The organism is Xanthomonas sp. fls2-241-TYG-148 (assembly GCF_030208815.1).
Taxonomy (GTDB): domain Bacteria; phylum Pseudomonadota; class Gammaproteobacteria; order Xanthomonadales; family Xanthomonadaceae; genus Xanthomonas; species Xanthomonas campestris.
Genome location: NZ_JARVTE010000016.1, coordinates 1 through 22,401, shown reverse-complemented (window position 1 = coordinate 22,401; position 22,401 = coordinate 1). Strand labels below are relative to the sequence as shown.

Sequence of the window (22,401 nt, the reverse complement as noted above, 5' to 3'; positions counted from 1 at the left end):
CAGTCGCAGCTGGTGTCATCGCGCGACGCAGATGGTTCATGCGTTGCGCGATGGCGCCGGTGCTCGTACTGCACTCACGTCTGCGCCGCGCCACCGATGACCAGCGCAGCTACTGGTCCGCAGTGCTGCCACCCAGCTGCTTGCTCAAGAACGCCAGCAAGCGCGTGTAGTACTCACGCCGATGCGCTTCGGTGTAGAAGCCGTGGCTTTCGTTGGGGAAACGCACTCTCTCGCTGACGAACCGCATCAACGCATCCGCACACCCAACAAACCAATGCGCCGGAACCAAAGTTCCAACGGCACCGTCACCAGTGGCGGCAGTGCGGCCAGCAGGCTCAGCGCCCAGGCCCACCACGGCCAACGCAGCCGCAGCGCGGCCAGCACGCTCACCACCACATACAACAGAAAGGCACCGCCGTGCAGGCGGCCAAACAGCCAGACCACCGTCTCGGTGGTCTGCAGGCCATATTTGAGCCACATGCCGATCAGCAGACCGGCCCAGGTGATTCCTTCGATCAGCGCGGCCACGGCAAACAGCCGGCCGATCGGCGACAACGCAGCAGACGAACGCATGCAACACTCCAGGCGACCAAGGCAATGCCGCGACACGATGGCGACGGCGACGCCCGCTGGCCTGCATAGTCTACAAAACACGGGACAGGCTTGGGATTTGTTGTTGCGATCCATGGCAAGCCAAGGCTTCTTGCAAGCCGCTGCGGCTGGAACTCCCGATCGCCAGCGGAGCAGACGCCTCGCTGCGTGCACCACGCGGCCAACGGCCGCTGCCCTCGCCCCCGGGCTGCGCCTTCCTCGGCATACGCGCCGAGACAGGCGTTGTTGTCCATAATCGGCACGTCCTGCCACCGCCAAGCATCCACACATGCACACGTTCCGGCTGTTGTTGTCCCTGCTCCTGCTGGCCTTGCTGCCGACATCGGCGCTGGCCGTGCGGCTGCACGATGGTGATCTGCTGTTCGTCACCGCCGCGCGCACCGGCCTGAGCGGCGCCATCGACGATGCCACCGCCACCCATGGCGCACCGAGCTTCGATCATGTGGGCCTGGTGGCCCATGACGGCCGCGCGCGCGTGGTGCTGCATGCCGACGAGGAAGGCTCGCGCCAGCAACCGCTTGCCGACTTCATCCAGCAGGCGCGTGCCAAACAGCGGCAGATCTTCGTGTACCGGCTCAACGTCGCGCAGCGTGCGGCGATTCCCGATGCCATCGCACAGGCGCGGCGCATGCTCGGCAAGCCCTATAACCTGACCTACGTGCAGGACGACAACAGCTACTACTGCTCGGACTTCATCGAGCGCGCCTTCCGCGCGCATCAGGTCTTCGCGCTGCAGCCGATGAACTTTAAGAATCCGCAGAGCGGGCAGATGTCCGCGTATTGGACAGAGTTTTACCGCAGCAAGGGCATGGACGTGCCACAAGGCCTGCCCGGCACCAACCCCAACGATATGGCGCGCGCATCAGCGTTACAGGCGCTTGGGCCACTGGATTGAGCTGACCGCAGTGCGACCGTTGCGGTCGCACTGATGCGGCACGCTCTGCATCGCCGCCACTTGCACACCAGGCTGCACGTTGAACGCCGTGTTATCGGGTACCGGGACCCGCCTGCCGTCCCAACCCGTGCTTTCCCGGTATAGTCGCGCAACTCTCGGCACTTGATGGCATCTGCGATCAGTCCAACGGCGCAGCTGCCGGGAGATCACGACGTCACAGGGATCCGTACGATGTCCACGCCGATTGCACCGCGCTGCGCCCTGGTCCTGGAGACCAACAACCTGCGCGGTGGCGACGCAGCACACAACGCTGTGCTGGAGAGCCTGCAGCGCGCAGTGGCAGCACTGGCCGCGCAAACGGTTCCGCTCACGGCGCTGGCGCAGCTGATCGTGACCCACGACGGCCTGAGCGAGACCGCCTGCGCCGCGCTCAGCGGCATCGCCGGGCGGCCGGTGACCTTTGTCCGCATTGCGCCCACTACCGGCTATTACGAGGCGAAGAACAGTGGCTTTGCCGCCACCGATCCGGCGCTGTGCGACTACGTGATCTTTGCCGATGCCGACTGCCTGCCGGCGGCGGACTGGTTGGCCGAACTGTTGCTGCCCTTCAGCACACAGCCGCAGCTGGCAGCGGTTGCCGGGCGCACCAGCTACGCCGCCACGCTGGTGGGCACCGCACTGACCACGCTGGATTTCATGTATTTCCCCAGCCCCTTGCAGCGGCAGGCCACGCGCAATTTCTATGCGAACAACGTGGTGTTCCGGCGCGAGATCTTCGCCGCGCATGCCTACCAGCCATTGGATGGCGTGTACCGCGCGCATTGCCAGGTGCTGGGGCTGCATCTGCAGGCCTGCGGCATCGCGGTGCACTACGCACCCCGTGCGCACACGGTGCACAAGCTGCCCGACACCCGTCGCGAAGCATTGCAGTTGCGCTGGTGGCGCGGCCAGGACACGCTGGGCCTGACCCCGCACCTGGTCAAGGCGTATCTACCGGCATCGCTGCACTGGCTGGCGCGCAGCGGGCCGGTCGGGCCGCTGTGCGTGCTGGCATCGCGCCTGTGGTTCAGCGCGCGCGCCTTGAACACGCAGGATCTGCCGCCCGTCCGCGGGCTGCGCCGGGGCGCCGCGCTGGCACTGATCGCCGCGTTCTCCGCGGTGGACATGCTCGGCAGCCTGGCCGCCGGCTTGGGCTGGCGCCGCCGCCGCGCCGATGCGCAGGCACTGTCTTACCACCACTCCTAGCGGTGAGTAGCGCGCTGCCAGCTGACCCCGGCACCGCTGGCGGCGTGCCGCTCCTGGCGCTGCAGCCCCCGCCCCTGCGTGGCTGGGCGCGCACCCAGGCGTGGCTGGTCGATCGAATCAAGGCGGCCGCATTACGTCAGCTGCATGCCAGCGTCGCCGGCGAGTGCCTGCTGTTGCGGATGTATCTGGTTGGCGAAGAAGCCACCGAGCTGGCCTTGCAGCGCGAGGTGCCGGTGCAGCGGCCTGCGTGGCTGGTGCCGCTGATGGACCAGCATCTGCAGGAAGAACAATGGCACGCGCAGGCGTTCGCCGCCGCATTGGCCGCACGCGGTGCCGCACGGCCCTCCGCGCAGCCCGATGCCCTGAGCCGGCGCAAGATTGCGCAGTGGCATCGGCTGGCAACACATCATGCGGGTGGATTCCGGCAGGGCCTGCTGGTGCCTGCGTTTGCAATCGGGCTGTGCGCCGAACAGATGGCGTCGCGCGTCTTGCAGCGGCACTGCGGCGTGTTGCCTGACGGCCACGCGCTGCAGCCGCTGCTCACGCGCGTGCTCGGCGATGAGCAACGCCACGTGCAACAGTGCCAGAGGATCCTGCAGCGGCTGGTGTCTGCAGATGAGCAGGCAGCGCTGCAGGCACTGCTGGCGAAGGTGCGGCGGATCGACCGTGCATTCGGCATCAGTGGTGCGCTCGGCATGTATACCGCCGGTGTGGTGCTGCGTGTACGGGCTTACCTGTGGCGTTGAAGCGCCCGCGCCTGCTGTATCTGGCCACCGCCGACGCACGCGGCCACCTGATGCGCGCACAGCTGCTGACGCATGCGTTGCAGGCGCAGGGTGCCGCGGTCGAGGTCATCACCACCTCGGCAGCCGGCGCACAGTTCCTCCATACGTTTGGCATCCAGGCGAGCGTGTTGTCGCCGCATTACGCGGTGCAGTTCGATGCGCGCCAGAACATGCGCGCGGCCGCCACCGATGCCAACGTGGCCGCCTATTTGCTGCATCCGGCGCGGCTGCTGCGCGATGTCCTGCAACTGCAGCGGCGACTGCGTGAGGTCGACCTGGTCCTCAACGATTCCTTCCATCCGGCGCTGCTGGTGATGGGCATGCTGCCGGTCTGGCGGCACAAGATCGTGCACATCTATGGCGGCAGCTTGCGCGCCGCCCTGCAGGGCAATTTCCAAGGCCGGCTGCCGCGCGTGCTGGCTGCGCTGTTCTCACGCGCCATCGGCTGGCAGATCGACCGCGCCGCCGCGCAACTGGAACACGACTTCGCGCAAGCCCAACCGCAGGCCAGCGGACGACGCGTGCGGCTGCCAACGCCGGTAGCGATTGCATCCCCATCTACCACCACTACGGCGCCAATGGCCGCGGTCTATCTCAACCCGCACTTCCGCGACCCCGCGCTCGCGCAGGCACTGGAGCTAGGACTGAGACGCGCCGGATTGGGCAGCCTGTGTGTCGGCGAGGGCTATGCGCAGCGCCCCGGCTGGCAGGCCGACCACCCACAGTGGATCGACCACGCCGCAACCAGCACGCTGCTGATCTCGGCGCCCGGCATGGCCGCGCTATCGATTGCGCAGGTGTACCGGCGGCCCATCCTGCTGATCGTCACCGGGCAGCCGGAGCAACAACGCAATGCCGCGCATGCCGCAACCTGCGGCCTGGCGCATCAAATCGTAGCGTGGACCGGCGATGCAGACGCCTTTGCGCATGCCATCCACCACGCCTGCGACGCGCTGCGCACAACCCCGCCCGTCGCCGGGCACGACGCATCTACGCTGGATGCGCCACAGCGCCTGCAGCTGTGGGTCAGCCTGATCCTGGCCTTGGCACGCGGCGCACCTGCACACGCGTGGGTGGCACTCACAGCCACCGGGCAGCACGCATGAGCGCCACGGTGCCGATCACGCTTGCCCGTCTGCAGCCCTGGCGCAGCGGCATGGCACTGGCCGCCGACTGGGCCGTGATCGCGCTGTGCTTTGGCGCCGCCATGCTGTATCCGCATCCGGCGGTGTATGCGTTGGCGATCGTGGTGATTGCCCGCACCCAGCTTGCGCTCGCGGTGATGATGCACGAGGGCGCCCACCGCCTGCTGGCGCATCACCAATCACGTAATGACGTGGTCGCGCAGGCACTGGCCGCCGGCCCGCTGTTCCTGTCGCTGTTCGCCTACCGGCAAGGGCATTTGCAACATCACCGGGCACCGATGTCACCGGATGATCCGGTGGCCATCATGTTCGGCATTGCCGACTACCCTGTCTCGCGCCGTGAGCTGGCGCTGCGATTGCTCCGCGATGTGACCGGCATCGGCTACGTACTCACCATCCGCGATGCACTGCGCAGGCGCAGCACACAACCAGCCAGTACGCGCACCCCTACCGTGCCGCAGCGCGCGGGGTTGGTTGCCGGCACGATCCTGCTCAGCAACGGGCTGCTGTTCGGGGTTCTCGCCGCGCTTGGCCACCCGCTGCTGTACCTCGGCCTATGGCTGCTGCCGGCGCTGACGCTGCTGCAGCTGTTCGCCCGCATCCGCGCCATCACCGAGCATGCCGGCTACGCCGCCTGCGAGGACCAGCGGCACAGCGCGCGCACCATCGTCGCACGCAGCTGGCAAACCTTTTTCTGCGGCCCGCATGGCATCCACTACCACATCGAACACCACCAGCATGTGCGCGTGCCGTTCTACCAACTGCCGGCCTTGCATCGCTGGATGCACGCGCAAAACCAGCTGCCCACCGCGAATCTCTACCATGGCTACGGCGCCGTACTCAGGGAGGTGAGCCGGGGCGCGCCTGATGACGATCAGCGTTGACGCTGCAGCCTCCTCAACGCCATGCGCTGGCGATCCGCTCATGATCTGCACGCATGCAATCATCACCCCCTGTCCGCACGACGGACCACACGCAACTTTAGGCTGGGAATGTCTTTGAATCGAATCGGATTGATCGGGTTGGTCGTGCTGTTGCTGAGTGCGTGCGACAACACCGCCAAGGCGCCACCCGCCGCAGCAGCACCTGCAGTCACCAATCAGGCTCTTGCAGCGCCGGCACAGGCCACGCCGTTGGGCGGGCAACGTGGCGGCGGCAAGCCCTATGAAATGGTCGACAGCGAGGTCTGGGACGTGCCCGACCCGGCAACGGGTCGCACGTATCAGGTCTTCGTCGCCCTGCCACGTGGCTATGCGGACAATCCGCAACGCCGCTACCCGGTGCTGTACGCCACCGATGGCGACTATGCGTTCCCCCTGGTCAAGCAGATCGCGCGGCGCTTGAATGGCGAAGGCCCGGCGATCGAGGACTTCATCCTGGTCGGCCTGTCCTACGCCGTCGGCGACGAGCCCATGCCCAGCCGGCGGCGCGATTACACGCCCACACCGGAAGATGGCCCAGGCGCGGCGCCGGTTGCGACCCATGGCAAGAGCGCCGACTACATCCGCTACCTGCGCGATCGCGTGCTGCCGTTCGTTGCCAGCCGCTACCGAACCGACGAACAGCGGCGTCTGTATCTCGGGCATTCGTACGGTGGCCTGCTGGGCACGCAGATCCTGTTGAGCACACCGGACATGTTTGCCGGCTACATCCTGGGCAGTCCATCGTATTGGTATGGCGAGCACGCGATGGTGGCGCAGGAAAAAACCTTTGCCGCCTCGCATACAGACCTGCCAGCGCTCGTCTATCTATACGTTGGCGAGTACGAGCAAGTGCGCTACCACCAGAATCACGACATGGTCGTCGACACACAGAACATGGCGCAGACACTGCGCGCGCGGCACTATCCGTCGTTGCATCTCACGCTGGACGTTCTCAATGACGAGGACCACCTGACCATCGGGCCACGCGGCACCACCCACGGCTTGAAGGTCTTGCTCGGGATCAAGACGGCTGATCGGAGCGAGAAGTGACACATCGGGGACTCACTGGATACAAGGTCCTGCTTACACTGTTGGCACTGCTGGCACTTGCACCGTCTTCGCTGATGGCGGCAGCGCCGACACTGCCAGGCGCAGGGTTCGAGGTCGAGGGCTATCAGCTGCAACTGCGCCCGGATCTCACCACCACCGCGCTTTCCGGCGTGCAGCGCATTCGTCTACGCAGCACCTCCGAACACCTCACCCAGCTGACGTTCTCGCCTAATGCACTGCAGATCCTCTCGGCAGAACTAAATGGTCAGCCGATCGCAGTGACCAGCACCACCGATGGCATCACGTTTGCGTTGCCAAGCGCGCTTGCCAAGGGCGCCCGGGCGTCGCTCACCTTCAAGATCGTCGGTGTGCCGGCGCAGGGTGTTGTTCGCGCGGCCAGTGGCTTCTACACCAGCTACTTCGCGTGCGACTGGATGGTCTGCCTGCAGGACAGCCCCGGCCAAAAAGCGTCTTTCGCCTTGGATCTGTTCGTGCCTGCCGGCATCGATACGTTGAGCATCGGCGCAGGCTTACCCCAGAAGGTGCTTCCGAACGGCCTGGTGCTGCACCGCTGGCGCGCTACCAGGCCGTATTCGGCCTATCTGTTCGGCTTTGCGGTTGGCACCTTCTCGCAGCAGTCATCCAAAACCACGGCCGGGACGTTCGTCTATCTCGATGGCGCAGGTCAAGGTGCGGACCTGGCAGCCGCATTCCAACAGACACCCTCCATTGCGGCATTTCTTGCGCAGGCAGCAGGCGTAGCGCTCCCGGATGGTCGTTACACCCAGCTACTTGTGCCCGGACAGGAGGCGCAGGAGGCGGCCACCTTCTCGCTCATTGGCATGCAAGCACTGCAGGACGAGCAGGAAGACCCCGCTTCGTCATGGATCATCGCGCACGAAATGGCGCATCAGTGGTGGGGAAACCTTGTCACCTGCGCATCGTGGCAAGACTTCTGGTTGAACGAGGGCATCACCACATTCATGGTCGCCGCCTGGAGGCAACACGCCTTCGGCGAGGCGGCCTACCAGCAGGAGCTGGATGAAGCACGCCGCCGGCTTGCCATCGCCCGCGACGCCGGCTTCGACAAACCGCTGGCCTGGTCAGGTGAGTACCCCTCGTTACGTATCCGCCGCGCCGTGCAATACAGCAAAGGCGCGCTGTTCATGGCGCACTTGCGGCAGACGCTGGGCGAGCAGGCGTTTTGGGCGGGTATGCGCCGTTACACCCGCAAGAACGTGGGCGGGACCGTCGTCAGCCACGATCTTCAGGGAGCAATGGAGCACGCCAGCGGGCGCGATCTTTCAGCACTGTTCGCGCAGTGGGTGTATGGCGACGAAGCGACTAACTGACCCCGGCCAGCCAAAACCATCAAGACCACATGCTCCGCAGCATGGCCATGCGCGGAACAGCGTAGCGCTGCTGCGTAAGAGTGCGTCTTGATCGTTGCATCGCTGCTGACCCACGTGGTGCGGTGCCGCCAGCGTATGATGCGCGCGCTGCGCGACGCGCCAGCTCTCTCCGCAGCCGGCAGTCCAAAACCGATCAGCGCATCCATCGATACGCCCACATCGGTTCGCGCGATCCCGCAATGTCATGCAGCGGCAGCGCCGAAGCCTTACCCGCCGCTAGCGCTGGCAGATGCCAATACTTCTGGCACAGGCGCAATTACAACAGCGCTTATACATTTCGGTCATGACCCCACCTGCACCTACCCTTGGCACCCTGGTCCGGCAACTCATCGAGCGGCTCGATGGTGATCTGGAAGGTGTCTACGCGGCTGCGGGGCTAACCTGGCGGCCACGCTACACCCCCGTGTTACGCGCCCTGCTGCGTGTGGGCCCGGTTCCCATCAAGGTGCTCGCGCAGGAGATCGGCATCAGCCATTCGGCCGCCAGCCAGACGGTGGCCCAGATGACCACGCACCGTCTCGTTGCCTTGAAACCAGGCACGGACGCGCGCGAACGCATCGTCGTGCTGACGCCCAAGGCGAAAAAGATGATTCCCGCGCTGGAGCGGCAATGGGCCGCGACCAATGCCGCCGCCGCGCAGCTCGATGCAGAGTTGTCCGTCCCACTGTCCCGCATTCTCAGCGAGGCCATCGACGCGCTGAACCAGCGTGCGTTTTCCACCCGGATTGCAGACGCATCCAACGCATTATCCCGCTCCACCACCCGCTAGCAACCACACCACATGGAGTCGTACATGCACGCATCAACGCAATCGGTTGCCGGACAGTCCTTGGCCACGACCAGACAGATGAGCCGCCCGATCGAACTGGGTGAGCGCAAGTTCCTGCATCCCGGACGCCTGCGCTGGCTCCGCGCCATCGCCTGGGCGGTGGTGTTGCTGGTGGTGGTCGCCACGCTGGCACCCATGAGCGGCCGGTTCGTCAGCGGCCTGCTGCCCAAGGAGTCCGGCCCGCTGCAGTTGCTGGCCAGCCTGGTGGGCATCGCGGTAGGCCTGGGCGTGTACGTGCTTGCGGTGCGCCTGGCCGAAGGGCGACGCGCCAGCGAGCTCGCGGTGCGGCCGATGGTGCCGCACGTGCTTCTCGGCCTGCTGATCGGCGCGGCGATGTTCGCCTCGGTCATGGGCATCATGGCGGTGTTCGGGCTGTACGACATCCAGTCCCTGGGCATGGCGCCGGCATGGACTGCGGTGCGCAAGGCATTGCAGGCGGGCGTGATCGAAGAGCTGATGTTCCGCGCGATTTTCCTGCGCCTGGTCTGGCGTGCGTTTGGCCCGTGGATCGCCTTCGCCGCGTCCGCCGCGCTGTTCGGTTTCGGCCATATCGCCAATCCGCACGCCACGGCGTTCGCAGCGATCTGCATCGCGCTGGAAGCCGGCATTTTGCTGGGCGCGTTCTATGCCTTGACCGGACGCGTGTGGATGTCGATCGGCGTGCATATCGCCTGGAACTTCACCCAGGGCTATCTGTTTGGTGCGGCCGTCTCCGGCACCGACATGGGCCCGGCCATCGCGCGTAGCACGGCCCGCCCGGGATTTCCCGAATGGCTCACCGGCGGTGCGTTCGGCCCGGAAGCGTCGCTGCCTGGCGTGCTGATCTGCCTGGCGGTCGGCCTTGCCGTGCTGGCAATGGCGTGGCGCGCAGGCCGGTTTGCGAAGCAGCCCTGATACGCATCCGCCACGCTGCAGCGCCCACAAGGTGATGCAGCGTGGTGGCGCCTGCCACGCATGACAATGGCGCGGTGCCTGCACGGCGCAGCCATCGCGGAATAGACGTCAGCTGCCAGGCGGACACCGCGTTGGTCTGACGTCACCTACGTCGCATCGCCCTGGCACTGCCTTGCCATCTCGCACACATCTGACCTCCTAAGCTCTGAGCACCAATAACCTGATGCGCGCCTGCGGGCTCCATGGCGGAGCACGTCGATGCGTACCTGCAGAGGTACACATGGCTCTGATTCATTCGATTTTGATGGGCGCCGTCGCTGGCATGCGCTCGATGACCCCGCTCGCCGCGGTCGCCAATGCGGCACGCACCGGCACCCTGCCACGCGACAATGGCGCTCCGCGGCTGCTCGCCAACCCACTGGCATCGGCGGGCATGCTGGCGCTGGCAGGTGGCGAGCTGGCGGGCGACAAGATGAAGACCGCACCAGACCGCATCGTGCTGGCGGGCATGATGGCCCGTGTCGCCACCGGTGCTATTGCCGGCGCCGCCTTGGCACCGCGCCATCAGCGCGGCATTGCGGCCCTGCTGGGTGCCGGCACCGCGGTCGCGGCGGCCTATCTCACCTTCAATGCGCGGATGCGCGCGATCGAACGCTACGGGCAGACCAGCACCGGTGCGGTTGAGGATGCCATCTCGGTGGGTGCAGCCACATTGATCGTGCGCAGCGCTGCTGAAGAGTGAGTGGCCGATAGGCCACGTCGGCAGGCAGCATTTAGCGAGGGACTGCGCGGGGCCGGTGCCGACCGCGGTCGATCCGAATGCGTTTCCCCGTCTTGCCTGCGTAACGCCTGTCTCGAGGGCCGCGCCGCATCAGCGCGTCGCGCGGCCCGCAATAAATGGAGGCTTACGGCCGATGGATGGCGCAGAGTTTGTTGCCATCCGGGTCGCGCACATACGCCAGCCAGGTCGGCCCCATGGTGCTGTCACGCAGGCCAGGCGGCTCTTCGATACTGGTGGCACCTGCGGCAACCGCCGCATCATGAAATGCCCGTACCTGCTCGGGCGAGTCGCAGACGAACCCAACCGTGGTGCCGTTGCCCGGGCTGGCCGGCGCGTCGTCGATGGGCTCGCTGACGCAGAAGCTGCTGCCCGCGTGCCGATAGAACAGCCGCGTATGCCCGGAGTTAGCCTGGTTGACGAACGCCGCCGGCGCGCCGAACACGCTTCCCAACAGCGTGTCGTAAAAGGTCTTCGAGCGGGCGATGTCGTTGGACCCGACCATGACGTGACTCAGCATGCAGCACTCCGGTGTATTCGCAGGGCGCGCAGCATAGGGCAACCCGCGCGCAACGGTAAACCACCCATCCACTGCGAGCGACCATGGCCGCCATCATCCCCGGCCGTGCGGCGCATCCAGGTCCAGCACCGGCCCCATCGGCACAATCCCGGTGGGATTGATCATGGCATGGCTCTGGTAGTAATGGCTCTTGATGTGCTGGAAATTCACCGTCTCTGCGATGCCCGGCATCTGATAGAGCTCGCGCAGGAAGCCCGACAGTTGCGGGTAGTCGGCAATGCGCCGCAGATTGCATTTGAAATGCCCGACGTACACCGCATCGAAGCGGATCAGCGTGGTAAACAGGCGCCAGTCTGCTTCGGTAAGGTGATCACCGCAGAGATAGCGCTGCGTGCTCAGGCGCGCGTCCAGCCAATCCAGTGTGTCGAACAACGGCACCACGGCTTCTTCGTACGCCGCCTGCGTAGTCGCAAAGCCCGCCTTGTACACCCCGTTGTTAACGGTGTCGTAGACGCGTTGGTTGATGGTGTCGATCTGCGCACGCAGCGCTTCCGGATAGTAGTCGCCGTCTGCCGCGCCCACCGCATCGAACGCACTGTTGAACATGCGGATGATGTCGGCGGATTCGTTGCTCACCAGCGTATTGCGCTCGCGATCCCACAGCACCGGCACCGTCACGCGGCCAGAGTACTGCGGATCGGCCTTGAGATAGACCTCATACAGATATTTGGCATGGTGGATGGAATCGCCCACCACGCCGGGGCCATGTTCGAAGGTCCAGCCCTGCGTGCCCATCAGCCAATGCACCACCGACACATCGATCAGTGATGCCAGGCCCTTCAGCTGCCGGAAGATCAATGTGCGATGCGCCCACGGGCAGGCCAGCGACACGTACAGGTGGTACCGCCCAGGCGCAGCCTGAAAGCCGCCTTCGCCATGCGGCCCAGCACGCCCATCGGCTGTCACCCAATGCCGAAACTGCGACTGCGAGCGCTCGAAGCGACCATCGCTCTTGTCGGTGTCATACCAACGGTCTTGCCACTTGCCCTCGACCAGCAGGCCCATGGTGTCTCCTTGCAACACAACACGAGCGCAGACCCTAGCGCAGCCATCCTGGAGAGCACGTGAGTGGCGCCGATGCCGGCAATGCCACCGGCATCGCCACCACCGCCCGCGAACCAGCGCAATGTACGCTGACCGCACTGCGACATTGACCGCTACTTGGCGGTCACCGATGTTCCAGACGGCACCATGTAACACGCCTGCGCCTTCTGGCAGGCCTCCGCGTTGAGCTCGGCAATCTGGCTGGCGAGATACTGCTCCGGTGTCAGCCCCATGCGGTTGCGGTAGGCATTGTCTGCGTCAGCCTTTGCCACTTGTTCCTGCTCGCGCTGCCGCTCGGCGGTGGTGGCTTCGACCAGCGTTTTGACGCGCTGCTGCTGTGCGGCAGTCAGGTTCATCTGCTGCAGCACATCCGGGTTGGGGCGTGCACGACCCAGCGTGATGTTCTGAATCTGGATCGGTAGCCGCTGCTCCTTGACCAAGGCGCGCACGTTTTCCGTCACCGAATCATCAATCTTCCGCGCAGTGTCTGGATCGCTCATCATCTTGGTCATGTCGTAGCGCTTGACCTGATCACGCACGATGGACGCGTACTGGCTGGCAACATTGTTCTTGAACCAATCCTGCCCAAACCCGGATAGCAGCAGCGCCGGTGCGGTAATGCGATATTGGATCTGGGTCGAGAAGTCCAGCAGGATGTTGTCGCTGGAAGAGAAATCGTCGAAGGCCACCTGCACGGTCTGTGGCGTCACATCCACATAGGTGGCCGACGTGGTCAACCATGCGTACGTCCGGCCTGGATCACGCACGTCATCCAGGCGGATGCCGCCCTTGCCAAACAATAACGGCTTATCCACCAGCACCGCCTGCTGCCCTGGATCCGGTGACACCACCGTACAGGCACAGAGCGAGCCGGCCAGCCCAATGGCCAGCATGAAATTTTTCATCGATGTCCCCCTGAATGCCCGGGCGCCAATCCGCCCCGGTGCGCATGGAAGATTACCCAATCATCGGGGCGATCGCATCTCGGTTCTCGGCTCGGGTCTACTCAATGCCAGGCCCCAGGTAAGATTTTTTATCAGCGCGCCGCTCCATAACCACAACGGCCGCCACGCCTGACAGGAGCAGGCATCACGTCATCCGGTGCTGTGCCGCGATCGATTGCTCTCGCTGTTGCTCCTGTTGCTGTGACTGCTGCTGCGTTTCACTCAAGGACTGCAGTTGCGCCAGGGACTGCGCGACGGGCTGCGCAATCGCATCGCCTGTTCTCATGTGCGCCATCTTGTGCGCTGGGTCGTTCAGAGCGCCCTCAACAACAAACACCTTCTCGCCCTGCCGCGCGGACGTCGTTTTCTCGCTCAACACAACATGATCGACCCGCGACAGACCGTACTCCTTGGCCAAGGACGCGGAACTTGCCGCCAGGCGCGCGCTGTTTTCGTCGTACTCCCTGCCAAGCCCTTGCTCAAGGCGACGGACTGCCTCTTCGGCCTGGCGATGAAGCGGGTCTATCGGCGTCCCATCTGCGACCAGGCGACCAGTATTGGTGTGTGTCTGGTTATCGGACAAGATGAGTTGCCACAGGTCTCGCTCGGGCTTCGGGTTTCGTACTTCCCTGTTCAATTCACTATCCGGAAACGGCGGCTTGAGCTTTTGTATTTCAGGCTCGTTATGCAGCACCTTCGGCTCGCCTTCATAGCCTTCAATGCCTCCGAGAACGGTCTGGCGATAAAGGCCAGCATGATTCAGGGCAGCCCAGCTGAAATCGACGCATGAATTGGAGAACGTGTCGTAATTCATGTCGAAGCCATGCTTTGCAGGGTCGGCCGCAAACTCTCGGATTCTATCGTACTGATCCTTGGTGATTTCCATCGTCCTTGCGTAGTGAGGGTTCCGATAATTTTCCACATCTTTTCCGGACACCTCGCCAGGGATGTCGTCCGAATCACTCCCCTGGGCTCTTGGCCTTCCGCTTGGTGCAAAGCCGAAGCTTTCATGGATACTGCCGTGGGAAGTTCCCAGATACATGTGCCCGGTGAAGGATGTCCCACCTTCTGTCAGGGGGTTGCCGGGGGACGCAAGATAAATTGTGAGCAGGTAAGGGTCTTCCTTGGCCATGACTTATTTCCCTTTATTGAAGTAAGCAACAATCAACTCAACATTCTTTGTAATCAAATCCGGCCGATCATCCTTGAGTTCAACAACAAGGCGATATCTCCCGGTTGCAGCCCTTTCCACCTGGGCAAGACTCAGCACGCCATACACCGAGCTCTGATCGAGAAGTCCGGCGTCCTCGAGCATTGCACTGTCTACGCTGGTCGATGTGGTACCAGACACCTCACCACTTTCGGCGACGGGAAGTTGATGACTCAAGTCTTTGCTGATACGCGTCATGGCAATCTGCACTGGAGCTGCGCCATCCACGCGCGTCAGATGCAATCTCGCCAGGAACTCTCCACCATTGATCGAATCCTTGATCTCATACATGGACGTTGCATCCGCCGCCCACACACGTAAGCCAAGCATCAGATCGGAAGATGCGCCAGGGCGAGGCGGCGGAACATCGAACTCCAGATCCACAATCGTGCCGGCCTTGTCCAGGGCGACGGGGCGCGTTAGCGGCACCACGCTTCGCTTGGTAGCCGCCTCGCGGCTGATCGGAGGCGCCGGTTTCGACTGCTCTGGAGCAGCGCCGCACGCGGCCAATCCTGTCATCGCCGCTACAAGGGCGAGCCCGACAAAATACTGAACCGCAACTGCTGGCATGGTAGGTCCTTCCTGACTGGACGTGGTGTGGCCATCCCACAAGAGCCGTGTTGCCGGTCCCGTGTACGGCCGATTCTAGGGGTATCAGCATACCGCTGAGAGAATAGGCGCCCGCATGCGGCGCCAGTACACCTGGTCGGCAGCACCGACAGATGCCGCAGGAACGTCTGGTCCTATCTCAGCCACCAATGTTTCATGCGTCGCGGCAGCAACTCGGCCCCTGCGCCTGCGTCGATTGGCGCCACGGCCCCACAATCGGCGAAAATACCCGAGTTGCTGCCAATCGCTTGTCGCCAGCCGGCAGCACGCCGCCGCCCTCGCTTTCCCGGCTGCCCGCCGCCCCGCCCCATACCGCTTCTGCCCGGATCTGCCTTGAATACCACCGCCTCACCCCTGCCCGCCGACGACCTGCCGCTCACCGACCGCCTGCGCGCCGCGCTGGATGTGCTGGAGGCCATCGACGCGGACCGCAGCGTGCTCGATACGCTCTCCGAGGCCGACCGCGTGCGGCTGCATCAGGTGGTGGCCAAGGTCTATCACCCCGAGCCCAAGGCGCGCCGCCAGCTGCTCAAGCAGCGCGAGCGCGAACGCCATCAGGAAAAGGTCCGCAAGGCCGAGGCCCTGCTCGAGCAGACCGGTATCCGCGCGTTGCGGCGCAAACCGGTGTTCAGTACGCCGAACTATTTCCCGCCGCACGCCGCTGGCCTGCACGATGCACACAATGGCGAAGGTGCTGCCGCTGCCGAGGCGCCACAGCAATCGCCGGAACTGCGGCACTGCTATGTGTGCAAGCAGAAGTTCACCCAGCTGCATCACTTCTACGACCAGATGTGCCCGGCCTGCGCGGAGTTGAATTTCTTCAAGCGCACCGAAACCGCCGACCTGCGCGGGCGCGTGGCGCTGCTCACCGGGGGCCGGGTCAAGATTGGGTATCAGGCCGGATTGAAGCTGCTGCGTGCCGGCGCCGAACTCATCGTCACCACGCGCTTCCCGCGCGATTCGGCCACGCGTTATGCGGAAGAACCCGACTTTGCCGAGTGGGGCCACCGCCTGCAGGTGTTCGGCCTGGATCTACGCCACACGCCCAGCGTGGAAGCGTTCTGCAGCCAGTTGCTGGCCACCTGCACGCGGCTGGATTTCATCATCAACAACGCCTGCCAGACCGTGCGCCGCCCGCCGCAGTTCTACGCGCACATGATGGCCGGCGAGACCGCCGCGCTGCACGACCTGCCCGAGACGGTGCGCAAGCTGGTGGGCCATTACGAAGGCCTGCGTACACCCGAACTGCTGCGAGACGCCTCGGCCACCGCGCTGCCGGCCGTGCACGGACGCGGCCTGGACGGCGCCGACGGCCTCACCCGCGCCGCCGAGCTGTCGCAGGTCGCGCTGCTGGACGACGAGCTGGTGGGCCAGGAGCACCTGTTTCCCGAAGGCCGTCTCGATCAGGATCTGCAGCAGGTCGACTTGCGCGGCCGCAACTCCTGGCGCCTGCTGCTGGCCGAGGTGCCCTCGGTGGAATTGCTGGAGACGCAACTGGTCAACGCCATCGCGCCCTTCATCATCAATGCGCGCCTCAAGCCGCTGATGCTGCGCACGCCCGAGCGCGACAAGCACATCGTCAACGTCTCGGCGATGGAAGGCCAGTTCTACCGCAACTTCAAGACCACCCGTCACCCGCACACCAACATGGCCAAGGCCGCGTTGAACATGATGACGCGCACTTCGGCGGCCGATTATCAAAACGACGGCATCCACATGAACAGCGTCGACACCGGCTGGGTCACTGACGAAGATCCGGCCGACATCGCCGCGCTCAAGGTGCAGCAAGAACGCTTCCACCCGCCGCTGGACATCGTGGACGGCGGCGCCCGCATCGTCGACCCGATCATCCACGGCTTCAACACCGGCGAGCATGTGTGGGGGCAGTTCTTGAAGGACTATGCGCCGACGGATTGGTGAGGCGGGTCGGTGGCGGAGCGCATCGGCCGGCGCTGCCAGCGGTGCAGAACGGATGCTGTTGAATCATGCAGCAGGCGAACTACGTGTTCGCCGCGCTGGAACGCCGGAATAGTGCATTAGGTGAGTCGATACAGCCAGACTCAGGTGCCGTGCGCTGCCTTCTGAAACTCGATCGGCCCGTGATCACCTGGGTATTTCTTTTTGATCAAGATGTGATCGGAGGGCGTGACACAGCCGCCCTCAAGAGAATGCTCCACATGCCCCTCGTCCACGAAGAACGCTTCGTACGGTAACTGCAGAACTGATCTCTTCCCACCCTGATCGAACCTCAGCACCAGACTGTCATCGCGCTCGAAGCACAGCGTCGTCCATTGGAAGTCGGTGAGCTTACCTGCCTCAACCACCGCCGAATCCTTGCCGGCCAGCAGCATCGCGACATGATCGGAGAACTGCTTCTGCGAGATCGGCGCCTCCGTCACGGCGCATCCTGCAAAGCTAGCAACCATTACTGCTGCCACTATCGAAACGTAGGTGCGGAAAATAGCGAATGGCATCCGGCGTGGCTCCTTGCTGAGGTAAACGGTGCTTTTATCAGAAGTGCGCAGCGCATGCGTGCCTGGAAGAAGATCAACCATCCGCGGCGACCACCACATCTCACAACTTGGGCGCGTGCTGCTTCAGCAGATAGATTGAATCGCTACCGAGAGAGCTCGGACGAGCTTTGGCAGGCGTGTTCGTTGCCTCGATCCAGCGGCGCATCCGAACACGCCTTCGCTCACCCAGCGTCGATCGCGGCAGTAAACGGATCATTGGTGGAATCCGCATTCCAGCTGTACTCCGCGATGTCGGCGGCCTGCCTGGCGGCATCGGGGCCGAACAGTTTTGCGATCAGGGCCAGCGCCATGTCCGTACCCGCGGAGACGCCGGAGGAGGTGAACACATGACCGTCCTCCACCCAGCGCGCTTGCTTCACCCACTCTACTTTTGGCCCCTGCGTCGTTACCCAGTTGAAGGCGCGCTTGTTGGTCGTGGCACGCCGCCCATCCAGCAGACCGGTGCGCGCCAGAAGCGCCGCCCCGGTGCAGATGCTGGCGACGTGTGGCGCCGAACGCGCCAGGCGCGTGATGCTGGCGATGAATGCGGTGTTGCCCACCTCGCGCCGTGTGCCCATGCCGCCCGGAACCATCAGGATGTCGATGTGCGGCGCCGCGTCCAACGCATGGTCAACGGCAACCGCAGGACCGGCGCTGCTAGCGACCATGCCAGCGCGCTCACCCAGGATGACGATTCTGACCTTGCCCTCAAGATTGCCGAACATATCCAGCGGACCGAAGACATCCAGTAGCTGGAAGCCGTCGAACACCACCATTCCCAACGTCAACTGGGCGGTGCCTTTGGATACATCACCGCGCACCCCGCTGGCCGGGCGCTCGTCTTTCGCGATCGCAGCCGTGCCCGGCGCCATCATCGCCGCGCCCGTCAGCAGGGCATTGCGTAGTAGCGTGCGACGCGCACGACTTGCATGGGTCTGATCCGCTTCAATAGACATGGCTGCTCCTTGATGATTCAGTGGGTGCGGGCCGGCGCGCCTGCCGGATGAGCTCGTATTAGCGGCGTAGCCCAGCGGTCTCACGGCGCAAACCACTGTATTCACCCGGACGAAGTGCGATGTGACGGGCCCGCGCGTCTGGATTCCAACCTGCTAGATTGCGGCGATTGCGCACGGACACAGGGATTCGAGGTGGCACCAGACACACTCAGCGGTAGCTGCCATTGCGGCAGCGCGGGCTGGCACCTCTCCGGTGATCCAGGCGCGGTCACGGCTTGCAACTGCACGCTGTGCCGGCGCTACGGCGCGCTCTGGGCGTACGACGTTGAACACGGGCGCATAACGCTACACGGGCCAACGCAAACCTATGTCCGTGCCGAGAAACAAGACCCCACGCTAGAGATTCACTTCTGCCCTGCCTGCGCCTGCGTGATCTGCTGGCGCGGCCTGCGCCTCGAAGCCGACGGAAGCCGGCGCATGGCAGTCAATATCAGGCTAGCCGATCCGGCCGCCGTCGCGCACTTGGCCATCGACCACTTCGATGGTCTGGACAGCTTTGACGACCTGCCGCCCGATGGCCGTTGCGTGCGTGATCTATGGTTCTGAGGTGCGTGAGTACACTCACTCGCGAGCCAGATGGCTGAATTTCAAGCACAAGCATCTGGCCACTACTGCTGGGTTTGTTCCTTCGCTGCATCCCATTTAGTGACTGCAGTTGGCCAAGGATTGCGCGATCGTTTGGCGATCGCGTTACCCGTGTTCATGTCTGTCATCTTGAGTGTGCTGTCATTCAACTCACTGACAGCGACGATACTGGCTAACCGATTTGCCATCAGAGATCACCAGATGGTCGCCTTTCAGAATGTAAAGGTCATTAGTTCTGATGTCTGGCGCGATATCCGACTTAGCGGAAACCAGCCAAGCATGTGGATCAGAAGAAACAAGCCTGATCGATATGGGCGTCTGCTGGTGCTCGTGGCCACGCAACCAGGTCTTCTCGATATGTATCGGCGTATCGGAGTCAGGATTCAGGATTCATGGGTAGCTTGCAAGCGTGAGGGCCTAGGTCCCATATGCCCTGAAGCGCTTGTGGATACGCAACAGACCGGCGCACCTTAGTAGTCGACACGGCGTCGGTGCCAAGCAGCAACGGCAGGGCTAAAATAAACCCCGTGATCATCCGCATACTCACTTTCTACTCCGTCGATGTGTTCACCACGCCAGGTTTAGCACGGCGACTGGCTCTGCCTATTTCTTGAAAAATATCAGCGCGTCATCGACGGACCGGCCTGTGAGACGGCTTGCTGCGACTGTTCCAATGCCTGCTGCTGCTCGCGCGCCTGGGCCTGAGTCTGGTTGAGTGCCTGCAGGCGGTCGAACGACTGGGTCTCAGGTGTCTGCACGGCTTCTATCGTTGGCATATGTGCCCGCTGGTGTGCCGGGTCATCGAGCGCGCCTTGTACAACGAAGACCTTCTCGCCGCCGGCCAGCTGAAGCGTGGGGTTGTTGAGTGCAACATGGTCCACCCGCGACAGCCCTTCCTCTTTTGCCAACGCAAGCAAGCTGGCGGTCATGCGCTGGCTGGCCCCGTCCCACTCTTTGCCGTGTTGGGCGTCTAGCTGCATCACGCCGCTTTTGATCTGCTGGTACAGCGCGTGGTCCGCATGGCCTGGCTGTGAGGGCAACAAGGCGATCTTCGGTGACGCCGAGTGTGATTCAGGACCAAGTCCATCCTGCTTCACATCAGAAGTAGTGATGTCGCCAACGACTCCGGGCTCCGGCCGCCCCTGTTTAAGCTTCCAGGGGACGATGTGTTTGTCGTAGTAATCGCCATAATATTGCTCGTACGTCTTACTTGGAGCAACCGAAGGTTGTTCCGTCTTGAAGACCTGGGCAATCTGGCTCGATGCAGCATCGCGTGTGATGCGACCTGCCATTTGTTGATCTGCAATTGCCTCGTACTGCTGTGGCCTCGTGCCGCTTCCAGAAATACCGATATCCGGCCCCTGATGATTCAGAATCTCGCGTCGGACTAGTGCGTTACTGAGCGTTGCAGCTGCTTCGCCACGCAGCATGTTGTTCACATAAGCTTGCTTGGAAGAATAATCTTTAGGCTCGGCGAACCCATGGTGTCCAATCTCATGCGATAGTGATCTGGCGATCCGTTCGCCTTTGCCAGCTGCGTTCTGGTCAATCACTACTTTCTTACCTGGATCCAGGTAAGTGCCTCCACCCGCGCTGCCCCAATCAACGCCTATGCCATCGCGCTTGAACTGAGAAAGGCCTGCTTGGAGTGTAGGCGAAGAGGCAATTAAAGGCGCTAATGCTGGATCCTTCAGCGGAGAAGCCGGTAGCGCGCCATTGGATGGTGCACCTACCTGTTTCGGCTGTGGAGATTTTTGTTCTTCATTACTTTCCATCACGCATTTCCTTTGCTTGATTCATCAAACTTTATCTCAAAGTTTGCTGATGGAGATATAGCTTAGGTGCGACTGGTCTTCCGTCAGACCGAAGATAACCTTGGTGCCGTTAACTGTCATCTCCCAATAGGCTCTGGAATCTCGCGCATCTGGACGAGGTGGATAAGGAATAGCGTCTACCCAGGGAGACTCCATAAAATCCGGGCCAGGTGGCGAGAAATCGATAACTAACTTCCCACGCGATGGATCATCTGTTGCATTAATGAACTCAACACGCCGCACCTTTTCACCTGCCAGCACGCCTTGCTCGCTTACCCGAAGCTCTCTTTCTCCGTCTAATTGTCGCGGTCCAAATTGAGCTTGAAGCTGAGTACTTAGGGCGGAGACATCCTGGAAGTCAGTTGCGATCAAACGATCCACATCTTGCTTGAGGCGTTCCGTCACGTCTTTGCTCCTGGTTTCAATGGAGGACTTTGCAGCCGCTACGGCTGGCTGATCGCGTGGAGTGCTGAGGGCACATCCCGCATGAAAACTGCATAGTGTCAGCAGCGCAACTGGTAACAACGCTGCCCAAGGGAGGGCATTACGTCCTTGGTTAACTTGCCGGCCATGGGAGTTCCCAAGGTGAAGGGCCATCTCTCTGATCCTGCGCTAAGAGTGTCGCTGAAATTTACCACGTCAATAACCTCGGATCAGGCCGCGGCAGCAATCCGCCTCACGTGGTCTGCGGTTGCAAGATCGACCAGTGGCGCACAGGCATGCACCTGAATGCGGCCGGCGATGCTAGCGACGCGTCCTAAGTCATTTTGCAGGCGCCTCCAACGGCGGCAACACCTCCATCAACACCTGCCCCTCGCTGGCAGTAATCCGTAGCTTTGTGCCGATAGCGAAGCCCAGTTGTTCCAGCCATAGACCGCTGAGGCGGACGTGGGGCACGTGCTGGTCGCCGGCGTGGTCGTGGGCGCCGGGGTAGAGGGTGTAGCTGACGGTGCATTGGCGCGGGCGGCGGGCGCGGCGCGGTGCATGCAAACGGCCGGGGCCTTGCGGCGTTGTGTCCGGCTCGGTCGGCAGCATCGGTGGCAGCTGGGTGCGATCGGGTTCGACAATGACCCATAGCACCCGCTTGGGTGGCGCGGGGCGCGTACGTGTGCGGGTGGGCCGTGCGGTGGCGGACGCGCTGGGTGGGCGGCGGCGTGTCATGGCGCCTCCGGGTGGCGAGTGTTGGTGATAGGTGCAGCAACGCACTGCTGCAAGGCGACGTCGATGCGGGCGGACAGGCTGCGCAAGGCCTGCGACAACACACCGGGCTGGCTGAGCAGCTGCTGCGCGGAATCGTCGCTGGCCTGCTCAATAGCTGCGCGTGCAGCCAGCCGGCGCAGCACCTCGCCCACATCCCACAGCAAGCCTTGAGCGGAGGCTGGCAACAGATAACCCGGCACCGGTGCCGGCGTGGATGGTGCGGTAGACATGGCAACGTCCTCCTGGAACAACCCAAGAACCGGCGCCAACGGCGACGGGATGTCGGGAGGTTCGAAACCGCTAAGAGCCGGCGGGCGT

Annotated in this window: 25 protein-coding genes; 12 read left to right on the top strand and 13 right to left on the bottom strand. The window is 63.3% G+C overall.

All coding sequences use genetic code 11. From position 1 onward, the window contains the following. Positions 1-109: 109 nt before the first annotated feature. On the bottom strand, positions 110-247 hold the full coding sequence (locus tag QRM60_RS16020; protein WP_016944768.1) for a hypothetical protein: 138 nt from the start codon (positions 245-247) through the stop codon (positions 110-112). Beyond that, positions 247-573, bottom strand: a complete 327-nt coding sequence (locus QRM60_RS16015) for a DUF3817 domain-containing protein (protein ID WP_161962812.1) — start codon at positions 571-573, stop codon at positions 247-249. The genes QRM60_RS16020 and QRM60_RS16015 overlap by 1 nt, the downstream gene beginning before the upstream one ends. 307 nt (positions 574-880) lie before the next feature. Between QRM60_RS16015 and QRM60_RS16010 the strand changes: the two genes are divergently transcribed. The 10 genes from QRM60_RS16010 (at position 881) to QRM60_RS15965 (ending at position 10,532) form a co-directional block, all read left to right on the top strand. Continuing rightward, positions 881-1,507 (top strand): YiiX/YebB-like N1pC/P60 family cysteine hydrolase, encoded by a 627-nt coding sequence (locus tag QRM60_RS16010; protein WP_115556828.1) that lies wholly within the window; start codon positions 881-883, stop codon positions 1,505-1,507. A 231-nt stretch (positions 1,508-1,738) separates the two neighbouring features. Next, a complete protein-coding gene (locus QRM60_RS16005) occupies positions 1,739-2,752 on the top strand; it encodes a glycosyltransferase family 2 protein (protein ID WP_285446595.1) in 1,014 nt (337 codons plus the stop codon). Positions 2,753-2,754: 2 nt separating this feature from the next. After that, positions 2,755-3,498, top strand: coding sequence for a hypothetical protein (locus QRM60_RS16000; RefSeq protein ID WP_285446594.1), 744 nt, complete (start codon positions 2,755-2,757; stop codon positions 3,496-3,498). Beyond that, on the top strand, positions 3,489-4,643 hold the full coding sequence (locus QRM60_RS15995) for a hypothetical protein (RefSeq protein WP_103701668.1): 1,155 nt from the start codon (positions 3,489-3,491) through the stop codon (positions 4,641-4,643). Before QRM60_RS16000 ends, QRM60_RS15995 begins: the two co-directional genes overlap by 10 nt. Further along, a complete protein-coding gene (locus QRM60_RS15990) occupies positions 4,640-5,566 on the top strand; it encodes a fatty acid desaturase family protein (protein ID WP_285446593.1) in 927 nt (308 codons plus the stop codon). The genes QRM60_RS15995 and QRM60_RS15990 overlap by 4 nt, the downstream gene beginning before the upstream one ends. Positions 5,567-5,674: 108 nt before the next feature. Further along, positions 5,675-6,655 (top strand): alpha/beta hydrolase-fold protein, encoded by a 981-nt coding sequence (locus tag QRM60_RS15985; protein ID WP_285446592.1) that lies wholly within the window; start codon positions 5,675-5,677, stop codon positions 6,653-6,655. 41 nt (positions 6,656-6,696) lie between these two features. Continuing rightward, on the top strand, positions 6,697-8,007 hold the full coding sequence (locus QRM60_RS15980) for a M1 family aminopeptidase (RefSeq protein ID WP_285446591.1): 1,311 nt from the start codon (positions 6,697-6,699) through the stop codon (positions 8,005-8,007). 343 nt (positions 8,008-8,350) lie between these two features. Next, the gene (locus QRM60_RS15975) at positions 8,351-8,836 is read left to right on the top strand and encodes a helix-turn-helix domain-containing protein (protein ID WP_042597187.1); all 486 of its coding nucleotides are present in this window, start codon (positions 8,351-8,353) and stop codon (positions 8,834-8,836) included. Positions 8,837-8,914: 78 nt separating this feature from the next. After that, a complete protein-coding gene (locus tag QRM60_RS15970; RefSeq protein ID WP_237343573.1) occupies positions 8,915-9,790 on the top strand; it encodes a CPBP family intramembrane glutamic endopeptidase in 876 nt (291 codons plus the stop codon). 280 nt (positions 9,791-10,070) lie between these two features. Then, a complete protein-coding gene (locus tag QRM60_RS15965) occupies positions 10,071-10,532 on the top strand; it encodes a DUF4126 family protein (RefSeq protein WP_019237241.1) in 462 nt (153 codons plus the stop codon). A gap of 163 nt (positions 10,533-10,695) precedes the next feature. Here the strand turns inward: QRM60_RS15965 and QRM60_RS15960 are convergent, their stop codons facing one another. From QRM60_RS15960 to QRM60_RS15940, 5 genes are all read right to left on the bottom strand, one after another. Beyond that, the gene (locus QRM60_RS15960; protein ID WP_012437278.1) at positions 10,696-11,088 is read right to left on the bottom strand and encodes a VOC family protein; all 393 of its coding nucleotides are present in this window, start codon (positions 11,086-11,088) and stop codon (positions 10,696-10,698) included. A 93-nt stretch (positions 11,089-11,181) separates the two neighbouring features. Continuing rightward, the gene (locus QRM60_RS15955; RefSeq protein ID WP_285446590.1) at positions 11,182-12,153 is read right to left on the bottom strand and encodes a glutathione S-transferase family protein; all 972 of its coding nucleotides are present in this window, start codon (positions 12,151-12,153) and stop codon (positions 11,182-11,184) included. A gap of 152 nt (positions 12,154-12,305) precedes the next feature. After that, entirely contained in the window at positions 12,306-13,085 is a 780-nt protein-coding gene (locus QRM60_RS15950; RefSeq protein ID WP_285446621.1) for an SPFH domain-containing protein, read from the bottom strand. A 196-nt stretch (positions 13,086-13,281) separates the two neighbouring features. Beyond that, positions 13,282-14,268: an XVIPCD domain-containing protein gene (locus QRM60_RS15945; RefSeq protein WP_285446589.1), complete on the bottom strand. Its 987-nt coding sequence runs from the start codon at positions 14,266-14,268 to the stop codon at positions 13,282-13,284. 3 nt (positions 14,269-14,271) lie between these two features. Beyond that, positions 14,272-14,916, bottom strand: a complete 645-nt coding sequence (locus QRM60_RS15940) for a hypothetical protein (protein WP_042597192.1) — start codon at positions 14,914-14,916, stop codon at positions 14,272-14,274. Between the two features lie 372 nt (positions 14,917-15,288). Here QRM60_RS15940 and QRM60_RS15935 point away from each other — a divergent pair, with 372 nt between their 5' ends. Continuing rightward, positions 15,289-16,875, top strand: a complete 1,587-nt coding sequence (locus QRM60_RS15935; RefSeq protein ID WP_285446588.1) for an SDR family oxidoreductase — start codon at positions 15,289-15,291, stop codon at positions 16,873-16,875. 140 nt (positions 16,876-17,015) lie between these two features. Here the strand turns inward: QRM60_RS15935 and QRM60_RS15930 are convergent, their stop codons facing one another. Both QRM60_RS15930 and QRM60_RS15925 read right to left on the bottom strand, forming a co-directional pair. Further along, the gene (locus QRM60_RS15930; RefSeq protein WP_238595518.1) at positions 17,016-17,510 is read right to left on the bottom strand and encodes a hypothetical protein; all 495 of its coding nucleotides are present in this window, start codon (positions 17,508-17,510) and stop codon (positions 17,016-17,018) included. Between the two features lie 140 nt (positions 17,511-17,650). Continuing rightward, positions 17,651-18,424 carry a DJ-1/PfpI family protein gene (locus QRM60_RS15925; protein ID WP_285446587.1) on the bottom strand — a complete coding sequence of 258 codons (774 nt, stop codon included), beginning with the start codon at positions 18,422-18,424 and terminating at the stop codon, positions 17,651-17,653. Positions 18,425-18,901: 477 nt separating this feature from the next. On the opposite strand from QRM60_RS15925, the gene QRM60_RS15920 reads away from it, so the two are divergent. Beyond that, on the top strand, positions 18,902-19,030 hold the full coding sequence (locus QRM60_RS15920) for a hypothetical protein (RefSeq protein WP_257791037.1): 129 nt from the start codon (positions 18,902-18,904) through the stop codon (positions 19,028-19,030). 659 nt (positions 19,031-19,689) lie between these two features. Here the strand turns inward: QRM60_RS15920 and QRM60_RS15915 are convergent. The 4 genes from QRM60_RS15915 to QRM60_RS15900 all read right to left on the bottom strand — a co-directional run bounded on the left by QRM60_RS15915 (position 19,690) and on the right by QRM60_RS15900 (position 22,313). Beyond that, positions 19,690-20,844, bottom strand: a complete 1,155-nt coding sequence (locus tag QRM60_RS15915) for an XVIPCD domain-containing protein (RefSeq protein ID WP_285446586.1) — start codon at positions 20,842-20,844, stop codon at positions 19,690-19,692. Between the two features lie 36 nt (positions 20,845-20,880). After that, positions 20,881-21,288 carry a hypothetical protein gene (locus QRM60_RS15910; RefSeq protein WP_115556841.1) on the bottom strand — a complete coding sequence of 136 codons (408 nt, stop codon included), beginning with the start codon at positions 21,286-21,288 and terminating at the stop codon, positions 20,881-20,883. A 357-nt stretch (positions 21,289-21,645) separates the two neighbouring features. Continuing rightward, positions 21,646-22,044 carry a SymE family type I addiction module toxin gene (locus QRM60_RS15905; protein ID WP_285446585.1) on the bottom strand — a complete coding sequence of 133 codons (399 nt, stop codon included), beginning with the start codon at positions 22,042-22,044 and terminating at the stop codon, positions 21,646-21,648. Further along, complete coding sequence (locus QRM60_RS15900) at positions 22,041-22,313, bottom strand: hypothetical protein (RefSeq protein ID WP_115556842.1); 273 nt, start codon at positions 22,311-22,313, stop codon at positions 22,041-22,043. Before QRM60_RS15900 ends, QRM60_RS15905 begins: the two co-directional genes overlap by 4 nt. Between the last annotated feature and the right edge of the window lie 88 nt (positions 22,314-22,401).